This window comes from Streptomyces sp. NPDC092369 (assembly GCF_044755245.1).
Lineage (GTDB): Bacteria > Actinomycetota > Actinomycetes > Streptomycetales > Streptomycetaceae > Streptomyces.
In genome coordinates, this window is the sequence record NZ_JBIVQP010000011.1 from 81,423 (window position 1) to 98,348 (window position 16,926).

Consider the following 16,926-nt stretch of genomic DNA (forward strand, 5'->3'; position numbering starts at 1 on the left):
GTCTAGGTCACGTCGTGACGTCCGGCGCGGGCGGCGTGTCTCAGTGGACGCCGCTGTGGTGGATGGGCGTGCCCGCTTCGGTCAGGGGCCGGCCGGTCCCGCCGCGGCGGGTCGCGACGATCTCGGCGGCGATCGACAGGGCGGTCTCCTCCGGGGTGCGGCCTCCGAGGTCCAGGCCGATGGGCGAGCGCAGGCGCTTCAACTCCCCTTCCGTCAGGCCTGCTTCGCGCAGCCGCCGGTCGCGGTCGAGGTGGGTGCGCATGGAGCCCATGGCGCCCACGAAGGCGACGGGCAACCGTAGGGCGACCTCGAGCAGCGGGATGTCGAACTTGGCGTCATGGGTGAGGACGCACAGGACGGTGCGGGCGTCGGTCGCCGTGCGGAGCAGGTAGCGGTGCGGCCAGTCCACGACGACCTCGTCGGCCTCCGGGAAGCGCGCCCCGGTGGTGAAGACCGGACGCGCGTCGCACACGGTGACGTGGTAGCCGAGGAACTTGCCCGCGCGCACCAGTGCGGCGGCGAAGTCGATCGCGCCAAAGACGATCATCCGGGGGGCCGGTACGCTCGATTCGACCAGCAGGGTCAGGCCGCCGGGACAGTGCGAACCGTCCTCGGAGACCTCGATCGTGCCGGTGCGGCCGGCGTCGAGGGCGGCTCGCGCCTCGGCCGCGGCGGTGCGGTCCAGGTCGGCGTAACCGCCGAGGGTGCCCTCGTACGAGCCGTCGGGGCGCACGAGCAGTCCCGCGTCGAGGTACGTGGCCGGGCCGCGGACGACGCGGACCAGGGCGACCGGCTCCCCCGTGGCGGCGAGGTCCAGCGCGGTGCGCACCAGGGACCGTAGCGGTGCGTCCACGGGCAGCGGGGTGACCAGGACGTCGAGGACGCCGCCGCAGGTCAGCCCGACGGCGAAAGCGTCCTCGTCGCTGTAGCCGAAGCGCTCCAGCACGCTGAGGCCGCTGTGCAGCGCCTGTTCGCACAGGTCGTACACCGCGCCCTCGACGCAGCCGCCGGACACCGAGCCCACGACGGTGCCCTCGGCGTCGACGGCGAGTGCGGCGCCGGGGCCGCGTGGTGCGCTGCCGCCGACGGACACGACGGTGGCGACGGCGACATCGCGGTCCTCGGCGAGCCAGCGTCGCAGGTCGGCTGCGAGATCAAGCAAGGCGGCCTGCCGTCAGGACGCGGTCGGGGCGGATGGGCAGGCTGCGGTGGCGGACCCCCGTGGCGTGCCAGACGGCGTTGGCCACGGCTGCCGCCGCGCCGACGATGCCGATCTCGCCGATGCCCTTGATGCCGACGGGATCCTCGGGGTCGGGATCGTCCACCCAGTCCGCGTCGATGTGCGGTACGTCGGCGTGTGTGGCGACGTGATAGCCCGCGAGGTCGGCGCCGATCGGGCCGCCGTAGACGCTGTCGCGCCTGGCCTCCTCGTGCAGCGCCATCGAGATGCCCCAGATCATGCCGCCGGTGAACTGCCCCTTGGCGGTAAGGGGGTTGACGATGCGGCCGGCGGCGAAGATGCCCAGCATGCGGCGCACCCGCACCTCGCCCGTGGCCGTGTCGACGGCGACCTCGGCGAACTGGGCGCCGAAGGAGTGGCGTTCCTTGCGGGCGAGCGCGGCGATGGCCTCGGTCGTGTCGGAGCGCACGGTGATGCCCTGCGGCGGGATCTCCATGCCCGGCACCAGCCGTTCACGCAGTTCCGCGGCGGCCGCCATGACGGCCCAGGACCAGGAGCGCGTGCCCATGGATCCGCCGGCGATCATCGCCGGTCCGTACGCGCTGTCCCCCAGCCGCACCCGGATGCGCCTGGTGGGTACGTCGAGGGCGTCGGCGGCGACGAGGGTGAGTGCGGTACGGGCCCCGGTGCCGATGTCCGCGGCGGAGATGCTGACGGTGAAGCCGCCGTCGGCCTCCGCCGTGATCGTCGCGGTCGACGGTGCGGCACCGGCGCCGAAGGAGGCGCCGGCGGTGCCGGTGCCCAGCAGCCAGCGACCGTCGCGACGCACCCCGGGCCGCGGGTCGCGCTCGGCCCAGCCGAAGCGGCGGGCTCCTTCTTCGAAGCAGGCACGCAGGTTGCGGCTCGCGAAGGGCAGGCCGGAGACCGGGCCCTTGTCCGGTTCGTTGCGCAGGCGCAGTGCGATGGGGTCCACGCCGCACTTCTCGGCGAGTTCGTCGAGGGCGGCCTCCAGGGCGAAGGAGCCCGGGGCTTCGCCCGGCGCGCGCATCCACGTGGGGCTGGGGACGTCGAGCCGGACGACCTGGTTCTCGGTGTGGTGCGCGTCCGCGTCGTACATCACCCGGGCCACGCCGGCGCTCGGTTCGACGAAATCGTAGACGGTGGAGGTGCGGCTGAGGGCGCGGTGGTCCAGGGCGCGCAGGCGTCCGTCGGGGTCGGCGCCGAGCCGGACCCGCTGGATGGTGGGACTGCGGTGTCCGGCCAGCGTGAACATCTGACGTCGGGTCAGCACGACGCGTACGGGCCGCTGCAGGACGGTGGCGGCCATGACGGCCGCGACCTGGTGGGCGCGTACTCCCTTGCTGCCGAAGCCTCCGCCCACGTGCTCCGAGCGCACGCGCACGGACTCCGGGTCGAGGGAGAAGAGGTTGGCGAGCTCCGCGACGACCCAGGTGGCGCCCTGGTTGGAGTCGGTCAGTTCCAGACGGCCGTCGTCCCAGCGGGCGGTGGCCGCGTGGGGCTCCATCGGGTGGTGGTGTTCCTCGGGCGTGGTGTACTCGGCGTCGATCACGAACGCGGACGCGGCGAGTTCGCTCTCCAGGTCGCCCTTGTCCGTGACGGCGGGCATGTGTCCGTCCACGGGGTACGCGTTCGGGTCCCCGGCGGTGAACTCGACGTCGTGCGGCTGGTGTTCGTAGTGGACGACGAGTGCTTCGGCGGCCTCGCGGGCCTGTTCGGGGGTCTCGGCGACGACCAGGGCCACCGGCCAGCCCACGTGCGGCACCTGGTCGTTCTGGAACACGGCGCAGGTGGGGTCGGGCCTGGTCCCCAGCATGCCGACGAAGTCGGTGTGCAGGCGCGGGGCGTTGCCGTGATGGAGGACGGCCAGGACGCCGGGCATCGCGAGGACGGGCTCGGTCTCGATGGCCTCGATACGCCCGCGCGCGGCGCAGGAGAGCACCAGCCAGCCGTGTGCGAGCTGAGCGAAGGGAACCTCCCCCGCATAGCGCGCCTTGCCGGTGACCTTGTCACGGCCTTCGACGCGGACGTGCTTGGTGCCGATGGCGCGTACCGGAGCGCCCTTCACGGTGGTCGAGGTCATCGGCCGGCCTCCTCGGCGAGTTCACCGAGCACGGCCACGGTCAGGTTGCGCATCAGGGTCACCTTGTACTCGTTGTGCTCGAGCGGTTTGGCTGCGGCCATCTCGGCGTCCGCGGCGGCGGCGAAGGTGTCGGCGACGGCCGGCGCCCCGATGAGGACGCGTTCGGCCGCGCGGGCCCTCCAGGGGCGGCTGGCGACCGCTCCGAAGGCCACGCGGGCGTCATGCACGACGCCGTCACGGACGTCGAGCGCTGCCGCGATCGAGCCGATGGCGAAGGCGTAGGACGCGCGTTCACGCACCTTGCGGTAGCGGGAGTTGGCGGCCAAGGATGACGGCGGCAGGACGACGTGGGTGATCAACGCGCCGGGCGGCAGGGCCGTTTCGCGGTGCGGGGTCTCGGCCACGGGCAGGTACAGCCACCCGATGGGCACCTCGCCCGGGCCGTCGGCGCTCTCGTAGTGCACCACGCCGTCGAGGGCCGACAGGGCGACCGCCATGTCCGAGGGGTGCACGGCCACGCAGTGCGAAGAGGCGCCGAGGACGGCGTGGTTGTGGTGCTCACCGCGGATGGCGGGGCAACCGCTGCCGGGCTCACGCTTGTTGCACGGCTTGGTGAGGTCGGTGAAGTAGCCGCACCGCGTGCGTTGCAGGAGGTTGCCGCCGACGGTGGCCATGTTGCGCAGCTGGCCCGATGCGCCCGCGAGGACCGCCTGCGTCAACACCGGGTAGCGGCGCCGCACTTCGGGGTGCGCGGCGAGGTCGCTGTTGGTGACGGTGGCGCCGATACGCAGTCCGCCGTCGGCGGTCGTCTCGATGCGGTCCAGGGGCAGTTCGCGCACGTCCACCAGCCGGGCGGGCCGTTCGACGCCGCTCTTCATCAGGTCGACCAGGTTGGTGCCGCCGGCGAGGAAGCGCGCCTCGGGGTCGGCGCCGAGCAGTGCGACCGCGCCCGGCACGTCGGCGGCCTTCTGGTAGGTGAACTCCTTCATGCCGCCTGCTCCTCCGAGTCCGCTCCGGTACCGGCCGGCTGAGTGGCCGTCGTTCCGGCTGCCTGTGCGACGGCGTCGACGATCGTGGCGTAGGCGGCGCACCGGCACAGGTTGCCGCTCATGCGTTCACGGATCTCCTCGGCGGTCAGTGCGGGCGGTCCCGACTCGGGCCGCAGGTCGTCCGTCGCCGCGCTCGGCCATCCCGCGGCGTGCTCCTGGAGCGCGCCGATCGCCGAACAGATCTGTCCCGGCGTGCAGTAGCCGCACTGGTAGCCGTCGAGGTCGAGGAAGGCCTGCTGGACGGGGTGGAGCCGCTCGCCGTCCGCCACGCCCTCGATGGTGGTGACCTCACGCCCCTCGGCCGCCACCGCGAACTGCAGGCACGCCACGGTGCGCCGGCCGTCCACCAGTACCGTGCAGGCACCGCACTGCCCCTGGTCGCAGCCCTTCTTGGTACCGGTCAGGTCGAGGCGCTCGCGCAGCGCGTCGAGGAGCGTGGTGCGGTGGTCGACGGGCAGCGTGAACTTCTCGCCGTTGATGTGCAAGGTGATGACGCTGGACGTCGGTAAAGCCATGAGCCACTTCTTTCAGGGGTCTTCGCGGACATCGGAAGGGTCGTTCCGGGGGAACCTCGGCAAGGACCGGAAGCCGTTGCGCAGTGCGCGTCCGGCGACGGTGCACGCGGGCTGCCGTACGGGTGAGGGCAGGCTAAGATGGCTGAAACGGACAGCTGTCCGCTCATCGGCAAACGTAACGGACAGCTGTCCGCTTAGCAAGGTCGGGTTTCGGCCCAGGGCCCGTGAGGAGTCCCGCGTGCAGCAGAACGACAACGCGCCCCTGCGCTCTGACGCGCAGCGCAACCGCGAGCGCATTCTCGATGTGGCCCTCGCGGAGCTGACGCACTGCCCGGACGTGCCGCTCAGCACCATCGCCAAGAAGGCGTGCGTCGGCCAGGGCACGTTCTACCGGAACTTCCCCAACCGCGAGGCACTCGTCCTGGAGATCTACCGCCACGAGATGCGGCAGGTGGCCGAAAGCGCGACCCAACTCCTGGAGCAGCTACCGCCGCAGGCGGCCCTGCGGACCTGGATGGACCGGCTGGCCGAGTTCGCCATGACCAAGGCGGGCCTGGCGGACGCGATCCGCCTGGCCTCCAGCTCTCCGGGCGGCCTCGCCAAGCCCTCCCCCACCCCCGTCGCCGACGCGGCCGACCTCCTGCTGCGCACGAACGAGGAAGCGGGCACCATCCGCCCCGGCGTCACCCCCGACGACTTCATGCTCGCCATCGCCGGCCTGTGGCAGATGACCCCCACCGAGGACTGGCGCCCCCGAGCCGCTCGCCTCCTGGACCTGGTCATGGACGGGCTCCGCACGGGAGCAGCGGGCAACTGAGCGCTTACAGCTGCTGATGCCGCCGAGTCGGGGCGGGCCCGAGTCGCTCTTCGTCAGGACGCGGAGCGTGGTGTAGGTCCGGTGCCGGGACGGAAGCGACTGCCTCATCCTCTACGGCCAGCGGCGACCGGCTCAGACCGGAGGAAGTCCACGGTCTGCTACCGCCGTAGGGTGCGGCGGCCGCACCACATCGACCTTCCTCCGGACGATGGGCTGTGCTTCGCTGCGGACATGAGCGTCGAGGGCTTGCCTCACATGAAGTTGATCGACCGTTGGCTGCGCGGCGAGGTCCTCCACAACACCGTGGGGATCAGGATGTGCGGCGGACCGTTCCACGGCCGCTTTCGCATCGTGGAGCTTGACGATCAACGCCATCCACCAGCACGGCAGCGGGCGAGCGGTTCGCGCGAGCGACCGCCCGCCGATGCCTGGCACGTGTACCTGGCCACTCCTGCACCTGACGCCACTGCGGGCTGGACGTACGAGTACGCCGGAACCGAGCCACGCCATCGCCCCGCCTAGATCAACAGGCCAGTCGCTGACCGCGAGCGGGCCAGCTGCGTCACGTTCGTCCGCTACGACGCTCCGCTCATGGTCAGTGCTGTCCGCGCGAGCCCGCGCAGCCAGGTGTGAGCGTGGTCGGTGTCGTAGCGCTGATGCCACGACAGGTACATCGGGGCCGGCGGAAGGTCGAGCGGCAGGGGGAGCAGAACCAGGCCGCGGTCCGCCACCGCGGCACGTGTGGTGGCTTCGGGGGCGGTGATCAGGAGATCGGAGCGGCGCACGAATTCCAGCGCGGCCGCCTCCGTCGGAGCGGTCGCCACCACGCGACGGGTGAGGTCAAGTCGCGCGAGGGCGTCATCGATGGCGTTGCTGAGGTTGCCGCGTCGCGAGACGGTGATGTGCTCGGCCGCGGCATACCGCTCGGCGGTGACGGCCTTGAGACGGGTGAGGGAGTGACCCTGCCTCACGGCGATGACGAGGCGGGTCTCGCCCACGTTCTCGGCACGGATGTCCGGTGCGGTCGGGCGGTTGGCGTTCGCCTCCAAGTCGACCTCACCGCGCCGCAGTTCGGGAGTGTCGATACTCGATTCCGCGATGAAGCGCAGTCGCACGCCGGGCGCCTGTCCGCGAACGGCCGCCAGCAGTGCGGGGCCGCTGAGGGCGACGAGGGAATCGTGCCAGCGGAGTGTGAAGGTGCGCTCCAGCGTCGTGAGGTCGAGTTCGCGGCTCGGTGCCAGCACGCCCTGGACCTGCTGGAGCAGATCATGCACCTGCTCCCGGACGGCGATCGCATACGGCGTCGGGGTCATCGTGCGTCCCGTGCGTACCAGGATCTGGTCCCCGGTCGTGCGCCGGATGCGGCCCAGGCTCCGGCTCATCGCGGGCGCGGTGACGTGCAGGCGCGCTGCCGCCCCCGCCACGCTGCCCTCTTCCAGCAGCGCGTCGAGCGCGGCGAGGAGATTCAAGTCCAATTGCATGGGAGTAATCCTAGGCGTTCCTGACATGCAGTTGAAGTTAATGACGGGGGTGCATACCTTCGAGACGAGAGCGCAAGACGGAACGCGCGACTCGGCCTGACCGGCCTCATCACCCCTGCTCATACGGGAGTTTCACCATGTCCGAAACCCTTCAGACCGCTGACCTCGCCACCTCCGACGCCGACCTGCTCGCACGGACCGCGATCGCCGTACGCACGGCGGGTTCGGTGCTGCGGGAGCGTTTCGGCGAGGTGGTCCGCTACCGGACCCGTGAAGAGCTGATGCACTCGCTCGCCGCCAACGACGACGCGGCCCTCGACGTCCTGCGCCCCCGCCTCTCCCAACTGCACCCGCAGGCCCGCTGGGTGGAGGACGAACTCGCGGGCGGAGCCCTGCCGGCCGGCGAATGGTGGGTCGTGGATCCGGCCGAGGGCAACGTCAATCACCTGCACGCGCTGCCCGAGTGGGCCGTCACCGCAACCCTGGTGCGCGACAACCAGCCCGTCCTCACCGCGGTCCACCTGCCCCTCACCGGCGAGACCTACACCGCGCTCGCCGGCGCCGGCGCACACCTCGACGACCGGCCCCTGCACGTCTCCGACACCGCCGACCTCGGCCTGAGCATCGTGGCCACCAGCCAGGCCAGGCCCGACGAGGACGAGCAGGTCGTGCGACGCGTCGGCTCCTCGATCACCGGGATGTTCCTCGACGCGCTGGTGGTACGGACCTCGGTGCCCGCCACCCTGCACCTGCTGAACGTGGCCGCCGGCCGGATCGACGCCTTCTGGCAGTTCGCCGGCGCCCGCGCGGACCTGCTCCCCGGAGCACTGCTCGTCACCGAAGCCGGCGGACGGATCTCCGACGCCGAGGGGCACCCCTGGACGCCGGCGAGCGAGAGCTTCCTGGCCGCCGCGCCCGGCGTACACGCCGAGGCCGTCGCCACCCTCTCGCGCTGACCGCACACCACGACCCGCAAGCACAGGAAGGACCACATCATCATGACCACGATCGCAGTTCTCGGAAACGGCCGCGTCGGCGGCAGCCTGGCCACAGCCCTCACCCGGGCCGGGCACGAGGTGACCGTGGCGGACCGCTCGCCCGGCTCTGCCGCCCACGCCGCCCGGACCGCGCGGATCGTCATCAACGCCACCCCGGGCGAGGGCTCCCTGGAGCGGCTCGGCGCGCTGCACGAGGAACTGCGCGACAAGATCCTCGTAGACGTCTCCAACGCCACCGTCGACGGGCCGGACGGACTCCCCGCCGACCTGCTCTATCCCGGCTCGAGCCTCGCCGAGCAACTTCAGGAGTCGCTTCCCGAAACCCGCGTCGTCAAGACCCTCAACACCATGCTCTTCTCCGTGATGACCGCGCCCGCCACTCTCACCCAGGCACCCAGCGCCTTCCTCTCCGGCGAGGACCCGCAGGCCAAGCAGACCGTCCGCGAACTCCTCATCGATCTGGGCTGGCGCAATGAGTGGATCACCGATCTCGGCGGGATCCGGACCGCCCGCGCCACCGAGGCCGCGATCCTGTTCGTCCCGCATGTGATCCGGTCCAGCGGATTCGCGCCCTTCGCGCTCTCGATCGCCCGCTGACGGAGAGCGTGGCATGACACACGTGCAGCACGATACGTTCGGGGGATCCCGCGTCTGTAGCCACCGAGGTTCACCGCCTCGCCCAGCAGGGCGGCCGAGTCGTCGGCGAGCCGGTCCACGCCGCGAAGATCCTTCGCGTCAAAGACGGCCCCGGACCGAGGGCGACGCGGGCATGGCGGAGCGGACGATCCATGCACGAATGTTGACGAAACCGTAGCCCGCTCAGGACCTTGACGACCTATCAGGCCGCCTCTACGTTCAGCCGCACCAACCGATCCGAACGCCGTTCGGGATATCGGACAGCATGGCTGAGCATGTCGGGGTGATCATGAAGAAGATCGATCCGCAGGTGGAAGAAGCCGTCGACACGCTCAGCCTGAACGGGCTGGCAAGACGACGGCTACTGAGCGGCGCCGGAATGGTGAGCGCCTCCGCAGCCGCGGCCGCCTTGCTGTCCGCCTGCTCGGCCAGCAACAAGAGCGACGACGACAAATCCGGCGACGGTGTCGGCGACTTCCCGAAGACACCGAAGTGGCGGTTCGTGTTCGTCAACCACGTCACGACGAACCCGTTCTTCACTCCGACGCAGTACGGCGCGGCCGACGCCTGCGCGCTCCTGGGCGCCTCGTTCCAGTGGACCGGCTCTAAGGACTCCAGCGTCCCGGAAATGGTCAGCAGCATGTCCTCGGCCGTCTCCGCGAAGGCGGACGGCATCGCGGTGGCGGTCGTCGACAAGAACGCCTTCACATCGCCCGTCGACAAAGCCCTGGACGCCGGCATCCCCACCGTCTCGTACAACGCGGACGGCGCGAAAGGGGATCCGGGGACGAGCCGGCTCTGCTACATCGGCCAGGACCTCTACCAGTCCGGGGTCGAGCTGGGCCGCCGCATCGCCTCGGTGATGCCTTCAGGCGGGGACGCGGTCGGATTCATCGCCACCCCGGGCGCGCTCAACATCCAGCCGCGCATCGACGGAGCCACCGACGCGATCAAGGCATCCGGCAAGTCCATCAACTTCAAGTCGGTCGCCAGCGGCGCGGAGCTTCCTCAGGAGCTGTCGACCATCGACGCGTATGCCAGCGGGCACAAAGGCCTCAAGGGCCTGTTCGCGGTCGACGCGGGCTCGACGGAGAGCATCGGGAAGGTCGTGAAGAAGTACGGCCTCAAGAAGAAGGGCGTGGTCGCGGGCGGCTTCGACCTGAATCCGAACACGCTCACCGCGATCAAGGCGGGCGACCTCGACTTCACCATCGACCAACAACCGTATCTGCAGGGCTTCCTGAGCGTGTTGTACCTGTGGATGTACAAACTGTCCGGCGGCCTGGTGATCCCGAGTGTCACCGACACCGGCCTGCTCTTCGTGACCAAGGACAACGTCGACCCGTATCTGGAGTCCAAGACCCGCTACGAGGGCTCCAGCACGAAGCAGCAGCTGATCAAGCGCTCCGGCGCCATAGGCCACGCATGAGCGAGCGGGCCGTGCAGGACGCGATCGACGGGAAGAACACCGCCGGCACCCCGCCGGTGAGGCGGTACGGTCCGCTGCGTCTGGCCTTCGAAGCGTTCGTCATCCGACGCGAGGCCACCATCTTCATCGTCGCGGTGGCTCTGCTGTTGTACTTCTGGTCCAACAACTCGGACTTCCTGGCGCGCAGCAACCTGGTCAACCTCTCCCAGCAGACGGCTCCGTACGCGATCATCGCGGCGGGCATGGTGCTGCTGCTGGTCAGCGGGGAGATCGATCTGTCGGTGGGCGCCGTGTTCGCGCTGTCACCGTTCCTGATGCACTACATGATCGACTACTACGGCACGTACCCGATCGTCGCCATCATCGGGTCGATACTGGCCGGCGCCGTCATCGGTCTCGCGAACGGCTTCGTGGTGGTCGTGCTCAAGGTGCCGTCGTTCGTCGCCACGCTGGGCATGCTCTTCCTCATCCTGGGCATCATGCTGACCACGTCGCACGCGTACCCGGCACAGATCCCCGAGGCGGCGCACGGGGTACGCGGCTGGTTCGGACAGGCGGACTGGTCGGAACTGATCTGGTGCCTGATCATCGTCGCGTTCTTCCACGTGGTACTCACCCGTTCACGCTGGGGCCTGCACACGATCGCCACCGGCGGCAACCCGCTCGGCGCGAGCGAGGCCGGCATCAGGACCGGCCGCATCAAGTTCGGCAACTTCATGGCCACCAGCGCCCTCGGGGCCTTTGCCGGCATCCTGGAGGCTTTTCGCGTCGACTCCATCGACCCGACCTCTGCTGGTGCGGACGGCGCGTCGCCGATGTTCACGGCCGTCTCCGCCTCGGTCATCGGGGGTACGGCGCTGGCCGGCGGCTCGGGGACGGTCGTCGGAGCGCTGCTCGGCGCGCTCGTCCTCGCCGAACTGCGCAACGGATTCAACTTCATCGGCATCAACGCCAACCCGTTCAACATCATCCTCGGTGCGGCGATCATCCTCTCCATGGTGCTCAACGTGTATCTGTCCGGACTGCGAAGGGCAGGCCGCCGATGAGCGGCACGACCGGGACGGCACCACCGGCGCTCTCCGTGGAGCACGTGGTGAAGGGCTTCGGTGCGGTCACGGCGCTGCGGGACGTGAACCTGCGCCTGGACAAGGGGGAGGTACTCGCCCTTGTCGGTGACAACGGCGCCGGAAAGTCGACCCTGTTGAAGATCCTCTGCGGCTTCCACCGGCCCGATGCCGGCCGCATCCTCCTCAACGGCCAGGAGGTGACACTGAAGTCGGTCGACCATGCCCGCTCGCTCGGCATCGACGCGGTCTACCAGGACCTGGCGCTGGTGAACGAGCTGACGGTCTACCACAACATGTTCCTGAACCGGGAGAAGATCGGCCCCACCCGACTGCTGAACAACCGCGCGATGCGCAGGATCGCCCAGGAGCACCTGGACGAGATGGGGGTGAACATCCCGTCGGTCGATGTCGAGGTCGCCAAGCTCTCCGGCGGCCAGCGCCAGGCCATCGCCGTGGCCCGCTCGGTCTATTCCGAGGCCAGGGTCCTCCTTCTCGACGAGCCCCTGGCCGCGATGGGCGCCAAGGAGGGCGCACTGATTCTCGACCTGGTCAACGACCTCAAAACCCGCGGCGAGGTCTCCGTCATCATCATCGCCCACAACTACGCCCAGGTCTTCGAGGTCTGCGACCGGGTGAACCTGCTTCAGCACGGCGAAATCACCTTCGACAAGCGCACGTCGGAGACATCGGTGACCGAGCTGACCGACCTGGTGGTCGAGGAGTACCGCAAGTCGCGTACCAGATAGGCGTCCCCGGGCGCAGCCACACCGCAGCGAGTGCGCCGGAGGACGGGAAGCCGGCGATCGCTGGGCCGGGATCCCGGCATCCCGACCGTGGAACAGGCCGACCAGGGCGCCGACTTCGGTTTCCCGCGCGGCAGCCGTGGACACGAGGTCCCCGTGACTCCCCCACCGAGCCCGCCCCGGGCGACCGTATCCCTTTGATCCACAGGAGAGCGTCGATCGTGGAATCGGCAGCAGCGCGCCCTCGTCCCGTCCTCACACCCGCCTCCGTCCTGCCGGAGGACGCCGACCGGGCCGTCCTCGTCGCGCGCGTCCACGACCCGGAGTGCGACGGACCGTGTGTCGCCGCGGTCCGCGGCGAGGAGGTCGTCGACCTGACGGCCGTGGTGCCCACCGTCTCCGACCTCGTGGATCGCGACGACGCGGCGGCAGTCGTCCGGGAGAGCGTCGGCGGACAAGTCTGGCGTCTGGACGAGCTGTTGGAGGCACCGGCCGGCCGTCGTGACGTTCCGCATCTGCTCGCCCCCATCGACCTGCAGGTGATCAAGGCCGCGGGCGTCACCTTCGCCCGGAGTCTGCTGGAGCGCGTCATCGAAGAGCGCACGGGCGGCGATCCGGCACAGGCCGCGCGGGTGCGGGCCCGCGTCGGGCAGGTGGTGGGCGGTACGCTCGCCGGCATCCGTCCCGGATCGCCCGAAGCGGACAAGGCCAAGGAATTGCTCGTCTCCGAAGGGCTGTGGTCGCAGTACCTGGAGGTCGGAATCGGGCCGGACCCTGAGGTGTTCACCAAGGCCCCCGTACTGTCCGCGGTCGGCACCGGCTCCGACGTGGGAGTGCTCGGTGCCTCGGTGTGGAACAACCCCGAGCCTGAGGTCGTCCTCGTCGTCGACTCGCGCGGCCGGGTACGCGGCGCGACGCTCGGCAACGACGTCAACCTCCGCGACATCGAGGGACGCAGCGCCCTGCTGCTGTCGCGGGCGAAGGACAACAACGCCTCCTGCGCGATCGGCCCGTTCCTGCGCCTGCTCGACGAGGGCTTCGACCTCGACACCGTACGCGGGCTCGACATCGACCTGCGGATCGACGGCACGGACGGCTACGTCCTGCACGGCAGCAGTTCCATGCGGGAGATCAGCCGCGACGTACTGGACCTGGTGGCGGCCACACGCGGTCCGCATCACCAGTACCCGGACGGCTTCGTGCTGTTCACCGGAACGCTGTTCGCTCCCACCGAGGACCGAGGGGCACCTGGCGCGGGCTTCACCCACGAGTACGGCGATGTCGTGCGGATCTCCAGCCCGCGGCTCGGCGCTCTGGTCAACACCGTCGTCGCCAGCGAGCAGGCCGCGCCGTGGACGTACGGCGTACGGGCGCTGATGCGCAACCTCGCCCGGCGCGGCGTGCTCTGAGCGGACGAGGGCTCCCGCGGCCGTCACCGCGTTGGGGGTCGTGTGCGCAGCGCCGCCGATCCCGCGGCGCGCGCTGCGCACGTCCGGTTCACGCCCGGGCGACCGGCTCCCGCACGATCGTGGTGTGCAGGCGCCGTGTGTGATCCACGTGGCGCTCTGCGCCGGTCAACGTGACCCGGGCCGTCAGGCGCGGGTCCGCGCTGGAGGCGGCCAGCCGCAGTTCCAGCTCGCCCGGTTCGACGACGCGCCGGCCGTCGCGTCCGGTGAAGGAGGCGAGGTCGGCCGGGACCGTGACATGGATGCGGCGAGCCTCGCCCGGCTCCAGTTCGACCCGGGTGTAACCGACGAGACGCTGCACGGGCTGGACGACGGAGGCAACGGGGTCGTGCAGATAGAGCTGGACGACCTCGGTTCCGGACCGCTCGCCCGTGTTGCGGACGGTGAAGGCGAGGGCGAACTCGCCGTCCGTCGACGCCTCCTGGACGTCCACGGTCAGGTCCGTCCAGTCGAACCGCGCATAGGACAGGCCGTGGCCGAAGGCGAACGCGGGGGTCGGGTCGATGCAGGAGGCCTCGTTGACGTGAGCGAGCCGCGCCCCGAGGTAGGTGGCCGGCTGGGAGCCCGGCCCGCGCGGCACGCTGACCGGGAGACGTCCGGAGGGATTGGTCCGGCCGCTGAGCACCCCGGCGATCGCATGGGTCCCCTCCTCGCCCGGGAAGAAGGACTGCACGATCGCAGCGGACTCCTCCACGGCGCGGCCCAGGGCATACGGTCGTCCCGCGAGCAGGACGGTGACCACGGGTGTCTCCAGGTCGAGCAGGGCGTCGAGGAGTTGCTGCTGCGCACCGGGCAGCACCAGCGCCTCGACGTCGCATCCCTCACCACTGGTGCCCCGCCCGAAGAGCCCTGCGCGGTCGCCTAGTACCACCAGGGCGACGTCGGCCTCCCGTGCCACCTGGGCGGCCTCTTTGATGCCGGAGAGATCTCCGTCGTCGATTCCGGTGCCGCGGGCGACCGTGATCTCGGCGTCGGGGAACTCGGCGGCGAGTGTGTCGCGCAGTGTGGGCAGCTCGATGCCGAGTGGCGTATCGGGGTGGCGGACGCCGATGTGCTGGGGGAAGGAGTAGCAGCCCAGTACGGCGACGGGCTCGTCGGCGTTGGGGCCCAGCAGCGCGATGCGGCGCGGCCTCCCGAGCGGCAGGGTGCCGTCGTTGCTCAGCAGCACGACCGCTTTCTCGGCGACCGTGCGGGCCAGCGCGCGGTTCTCCGGGCCGTCCAGGTCGATGCGGCCGCGCAGGGCGGATGGATCGGCCAGGTCCGCCCCGTCGAGGGCGGCCGGCACGGGATTCCAGTCCGGGTCGAGCAGGCCGAGCATCGCCTTCTGGGTGAGTGTCCGACGCAGGGCGCGATCGACCAGTGCCTCCGGGACGCGGCCGTCGGCGACGGCCTCGGCCAGGGGCGCGCCGTAGGTCTTGACGTTGGGCAGTTCGACGTCGATGCCCGCACGCAGCGCCGTGCCGGCGGCGCCGGACCAGTCGGCTGCGATGCCGTGCAGGGTCTTGAGGAAGGCGATGGCGAAGTAGTCGGCGACGACAGTGCCGTCGAAGCCCCACGTGTCGCGCAGCAGCCCGGTGAGCAGCTCCTCGTCGGCCGCGGAGGGCATGCCGTCGGTGTCGGTGTAGGCGTTCATCACCGACCGGGCGCCGCTTTCACGGATCGCCATCTCGAAGGGTGGCAGCAGAACGTCGGCACGCTCGCGCGGCCCTATGGAAGAGGGGGCGAGGTTGCGCCCGGCGCGGGAGGCCGAGTATCCGACGAAGTGCTTGAGGGTGGCGACGATGCCGGCGGATTCGAGGCCCTGCACGTATGCCGTCGCGATGGTGCCGACGAGGTACGGGTCCTCTCCGATGGTCTCCTCGACCCGGCCCCAGCGCGCGTCGCGCACGACGTCGAGGACGGGCGCGAGTCCCTGGTGGACGCCGACGGCACGCATGTCGCGGCCGATGGCGGCGGCCATGTGCCGCACCGTGTCCGGATCGAAGGTGGCTCCCCAGGAGAGGGGAACGGGGTAGGCCGTCGCTCCCCAGGCCGCGAAGCCGGCCAGACATTCGTCGTGCGCGAGAGCAGGGATGCCGAACCGGTTCGTGGCGGCGATACGGGTCTGGGTGCGGGCCAGGGAGAGCGCGCCCAGGGCGGGGTCGACCGGGACCGTGCCGAAGGGTCGGGTCAGCTGGCCCAGTCCGGTGGGCAGGAGTGCGTCGAGATCGACGGCCTCCTCCATGTCGTGCTGGTGGGGCGCCACTTCGGCGCCCTGGTCGGAGGCGCCCACCCACACTCCGTACAGCTGGGCGGTCTTCTCTTGAAGGGTCATCGCGTCGATCAGGGCGTCGACTCTTGTGGCGACGGGCACGGTGGGGTCGTTCCAGAGGGCGATTGCGGGGATGTTCTCTACAGCCACGTTGGCGTTCACTTTCCTCCCATGTGCGTCAGGCCCTTGGCCGGGACGCGACGGGCGAACAGGTGGACGAGCAGGACTCAAGAAGGGGCAGATCGCGTCCGGGCTTCGGCAGAGACCCGGATCCGCGTGGCCGGGCCATCGGTCGTCAACGGCTGAATCCGGCGGTCAGTCCGCTCAGCAGCTGGCGGCGGCCGAACGCGTACAGCACCAGGACGGGCAGTGTGGTGAGGACGACGGCGGCCAGAACGGCAGGGACATTGACCCCGTACTGACCCTGGAAGGTCCACAGCGCCAGCGGCAGGGTCCGGCGGTCAGGGCTCTGGGTGAGGATCAGCGGCAGCAGGAAACCGTTCCAGATGGTCAGCGAGTTGAAGATGGTCACGGTGAGGATGGCCGGCCGGGTCAGCGGTGCCGCCAGCCGCCACAGTGTCGTCCATTCGCTGGCGCCGTCGACCCGCATCGAGTCGAACAGCTCTTTGGGTACGTCGCGGATGAAGTTGGTGAGCACCAGCACCGACAGCGGGATCGCGAAGGCGATCGACGGGAGGATGAGTGCCAGCAGATTGTCGTAGAGGTGCATTTTGATGATGATCAGGTAGACCGGGATCACCGTCGCCTGCAGCGGGATGGCCAGGCCCATGAGAAACAGCCCGTTCATCACGCGAAGGACCCGCATGCGCCAACCGCGAACGATCGCGTAGGCGGCCATGAAGGAGATCACGACCGCCGGCACCACGGCGCCGGCGGTGACCACGACGCTGTTCAGGAAGTAGCGGAGGAAATCGTTCTCCATGACGAACCGGTAGTTGTCCAGCGTCGGGTCGCTCGACGGCACCAGCGGGTTGCTCGCGTAGTAGCGGCTCTTGGCCTTGAAGCTGGTGATGAGGGTCCAGTACAGGGGTACGGCGACGATGACGAGCCAGAGCCATCCGGCCAGGCCGCCGGCCCAGTTGCGGCGGCCGGCCGTCCGACGCGGGCGGCGTTGCCGTTCGCGGTGGGTGGTCTTCTGTGGTTGCCGCGACTGGGTCAGGGTGGTGGTCACG

Annotated in this window: 15 protein-coding genes; 8 read left to right on the forward strand and 7 right to left on the reverse strand. The window is 70.1% G+C overall.

Annotated elements, in window-relative coordinates; translation table 11 throughout:
• Positions 1–40: 40 nt before the first annotated feature.
• The 4 genes from ACIQI8_RS43490 to ACIQI8_RS43505 are packed head-to-tail and all read right to left on the reverse strand — an operon-like array spanning position 41 to position 4,845.
• Entirely contained in the window at positions 41–1,162 is a 1,122-nt protein-coding gene (locus ACIQI8_RS43490) for an XdhC family protein (RefSeq protein ID WP_402364260.1), read from the reverse strand.
• Positions 1,155–3,281, reverse strand: coding sequence for a xanthine dehydrogenase family protein molybdopterin-binding subunit (locus ACIQI8_RS43495; protein ID WP_402364263.1), 2,127 nt, complete (start codon positions 3,279–3,281; stop codon positions 1,155–1,157). The genes ACIQI8_RS43490 and ACIQI8_RS43495 overlap by 8 nt, the downstream gene beginning before the upstream one ends.
• Positions 3,278–4,270: an FAD binding domain-containing protein gene (locus ACIQI8_RS43500; RefSeq protein WP_402364266.1), complete on the reverse strand. Its 993-nt coding sequence runs from the start codon at positions 4,268–4,270 to the stop codon at positions 3,278–3,280. The genes ACIQI8_RS43495 and ACIQI8_RS43500 overlap by 4 nt, the downstream gene beginning before the upstream one ends.
• A complete protein-coding gene (locus tag ACIQI8_RS43505; protein WP_402364269.1) occupies positions 4,267–4,845 on the reverse strand; it encodes a (2Fe-2S)-binding protein in 579 nt (192 codons plus the stop codon). The genes ACIQI8_RS43500 and ACIQI8_RS43505 overlap by 4 nt, the downstream gene beginning before the upstream one ends.
• A 238-nt stretch (positions 4,846–5,083) precedes the next feature.
• Here ACIQI8_RS43505 and ACIQI8_RS43510 point away from each other — a divergent pair, with 238 nt between their 5' ends.
• Positions 5,084–5,662, forward strand: a complete 579-nt coding sequence (locus ACIQI8_RS43510; RefSeq protein WP_402364272.1) for a TetR/AcrR family transcriptional regulator — start codon at positions 5,084–5,086, stop codon at positions 5,660–5,662.
• A 231-nt stretch (positions 5,663–5,893) separates the two neighbouring features.
• Entirely contained in the window at positions 5,894–6,184 is a 291-nt protein-coding gene (locus ACIQI8_RS43515) for a hypothetical protein (RefSeq protein WP_402364275.1), read from the forward strand.
• A 53-nt stretch (positions 6,185–6,237) separates the two neighbouring features.
• On the opposite strand, the gene ACIQI8_RS43520 is transcribed toward ACIQI8_RS43515, so the two are convergent.
• Positions 6,238–7,143 carry a LysR family transcriptional regulator gene (locus ACIQI8_RS43520; RefSeq protein WP_402364278.1) on the reverse strand — a complete coding sequence of 302 codons (906 nt, stop codon included), beginning with the start codon at positions 7,141–7,143 and terminating at the stop codon, positions 6,238–6,240.
• A 137-nt stretch (positions 7,144–7,280) separates the two neighbouring features.
• Between ACIQI8_RS43520 and ACIQI8_RS43525 the strand changes: the two genes are divergently transcribed.
• The 6 genes from ACIQI8_RS43525 (at position 7,281) to ACIQI8_RS43550 (ending at position 13,425) form a co-directional block, all read left to right on the forward strand.
• The gene (locus tag ACIQI8_RS43525) at positions 7,281–8,099 is read left to right on the forward strand and encodes an inositol monophosphatase family protein (protein ID WP_402364281.1); all 819 of its coding nucleotides are present in this window, start codon (positions 7,281–7,283) and stop codon (positions 8,097–8,099) included.
• A gap of 42 nt (positions 8,100–8,141) precedes the next feature.
• On the forward strand, positions 8,142–8,738 hold the full coding sequence (locus ACIQI8_RS43530; protein ID WP_402364284.1) for an NADPH-dependent F420 reductase: 597 nt from the start codon (positions 8,142–8,144) through the stop codon (positions 8,736–8,738).
• Positions 8,739–9,042: 304 nt separating this feature from the next.
• The gene (locus tag ACIQI8_RS43535; RefSeq protein WP_402364287.1) at positions 9,043–10,206 is read left to right on the forward strand and encodes a sugar ABC transporter substrate-binding protein; all 1,164 of its coding nucleotides are present in this window, start codon (positions 9,043–9,045) and stop codon (positions 10,204–10,206) included.
• Positions 10,203–11,252, forward strand: a complete 1,050-nt coding sequence (locus tag ACIQI8_RS43540) for an ABC transporter permease (protein WP_402364290.1) — start codon at positions 10,203–10,205, stop codon at positions 11,250–11,252. The genes ACIQI8_RS43535 and ACIQI8_RS43540 overlap by 4 nt, the downstream gene beginning before the upstream one ends.
• The gene (locus ACIQI8_RS43545; RefSeq protein WP_402364293.1) at positions 11,249–12,019 is read left to right on the forward strand and encodes an ATP-binding cassette domain-containing protein; all 771 of its coding nucleotides are present in this window, start codon (positions 11,249–11,251) and stop codon (positions 12,017–12,019) included. Before ACIQI8_RS43540 ends, ACIQI8_RS43545 begins: the two co-directional genes overlap by 4 nt.
• Positions 12,020–12,237: 218 nt before the next feature.
• Positions 12,238–13,425: a fumarylacetoacetate hydrolase family protein gene (locus ACIQI8_RS43550; RefSeq protein ID WP_402364296.1), complete on the forward strand. Its 1,188-nt coding sequence runs from the start codon at positions 12,238–12,240 to the stop codon at positions 13,423–13,425.
• Positions 13,426–13,513: 88 nt separating this feature from the next.
• On the opposite strand, the gene ACIQI8_RS43555 is transcribed toward ACIQI8_RS43550, so the two are convergent.
• Complete coding sequence (locus tag ACIQI8_RS43555) at positions 13,514–15,895, reverse strand: beta-glucosidase (protein WP_402364299.1); 2,382 nt, start codon at positions 15,893–15,895, stop codon at positions 13,514–13,516.
• Positions 15,896–16,028: 133 nt separating this feature from the next.
• Positions 16,029–16,925 carry a carbohydrate ABC transporter permease gene (locus tag ACIQI8_RS43560; protein ID WP_402364301.1) on the reverse strand — a complete coding sequence of 299 codons (897 nt, stop codon included), beginning with the start codon at positions 16,923–16,925 and terminating at the stop codon, positions 16,029–16,031.
• Position 16,926: the final 1 nt, after the last annotated feature.

Coding starts and splice junctions, on each gene's coding strand:
- ACIQI8_RS43495 (WP_402364263.1), bottom strand. CDS start 3,281: ATGACCTCGACCACCGTGAAGGGCGCTCCGGTACGCGCCATCGGCACC.
- ACIQI8_RS43500 (WP_402364266.1), bottom strand. CDS start 4,270: ATGAAGGAGTTCACCTACCAGAAGGCCGCCGACGTGCCGGGCGCGGTC.
- ACIQI8_RS43505 (WP_402364269.1), bottom strand. CDS start 4,845: ATGGCTTTACCGACGTCCAGCGTCATCACCTTGCACATCAACGGCGAG.
- ACIQI8_RS43515 (WP_402364275.1), top strand. CDS start 5,894: ATGAGCGTCGAGGGCTTGCCTCACATGAAGTTGATCGACCGTTGGCTG.
- ACIQI8_RS43520 (WP_402364278.1), bottom strand. CDS start 7,143: ATGCAATTGGACTTGAATCTCCTCGCCGCGCTCGACGCGCTGCTGGAA.
- ACIQI8_RS43525 (WP_402364281.1), top strand. CDS start 7,281: ATGTCCGAAACCCTTCAGACCGCTGACCTCGCCACCTCCGACGCCGAC.
- ACIQI8_RS43530 (WP_402364284.1), top strand. CDS start 8,142: ATGACCACGATCGCAGTTCTCGGAAACGGCCGCGTCGGCGGCAGCCTG.
- ACIQI8_RS43535 (WP_402364287.1), top strand. CDS start 9,043: ATGGCTGAGCATGTCGGGGTGATCATGAAGAAGATCGATCCGCAGGTG.
- ACIQI8_RS43540 (WP_402364290.1), top strand. CDS start 10,203: ATGAGCGAGCGGGCCGTGCAGGACGCGATCGACGGGAAGAACACCGCC.
- ACIQI8_RS43545 (WP_402364293.1), top strand. CDS start 11,249: ATGAGCGGCACGACCGGGACGGCACCACCGGCGCTCTCCGTGGAGCAC.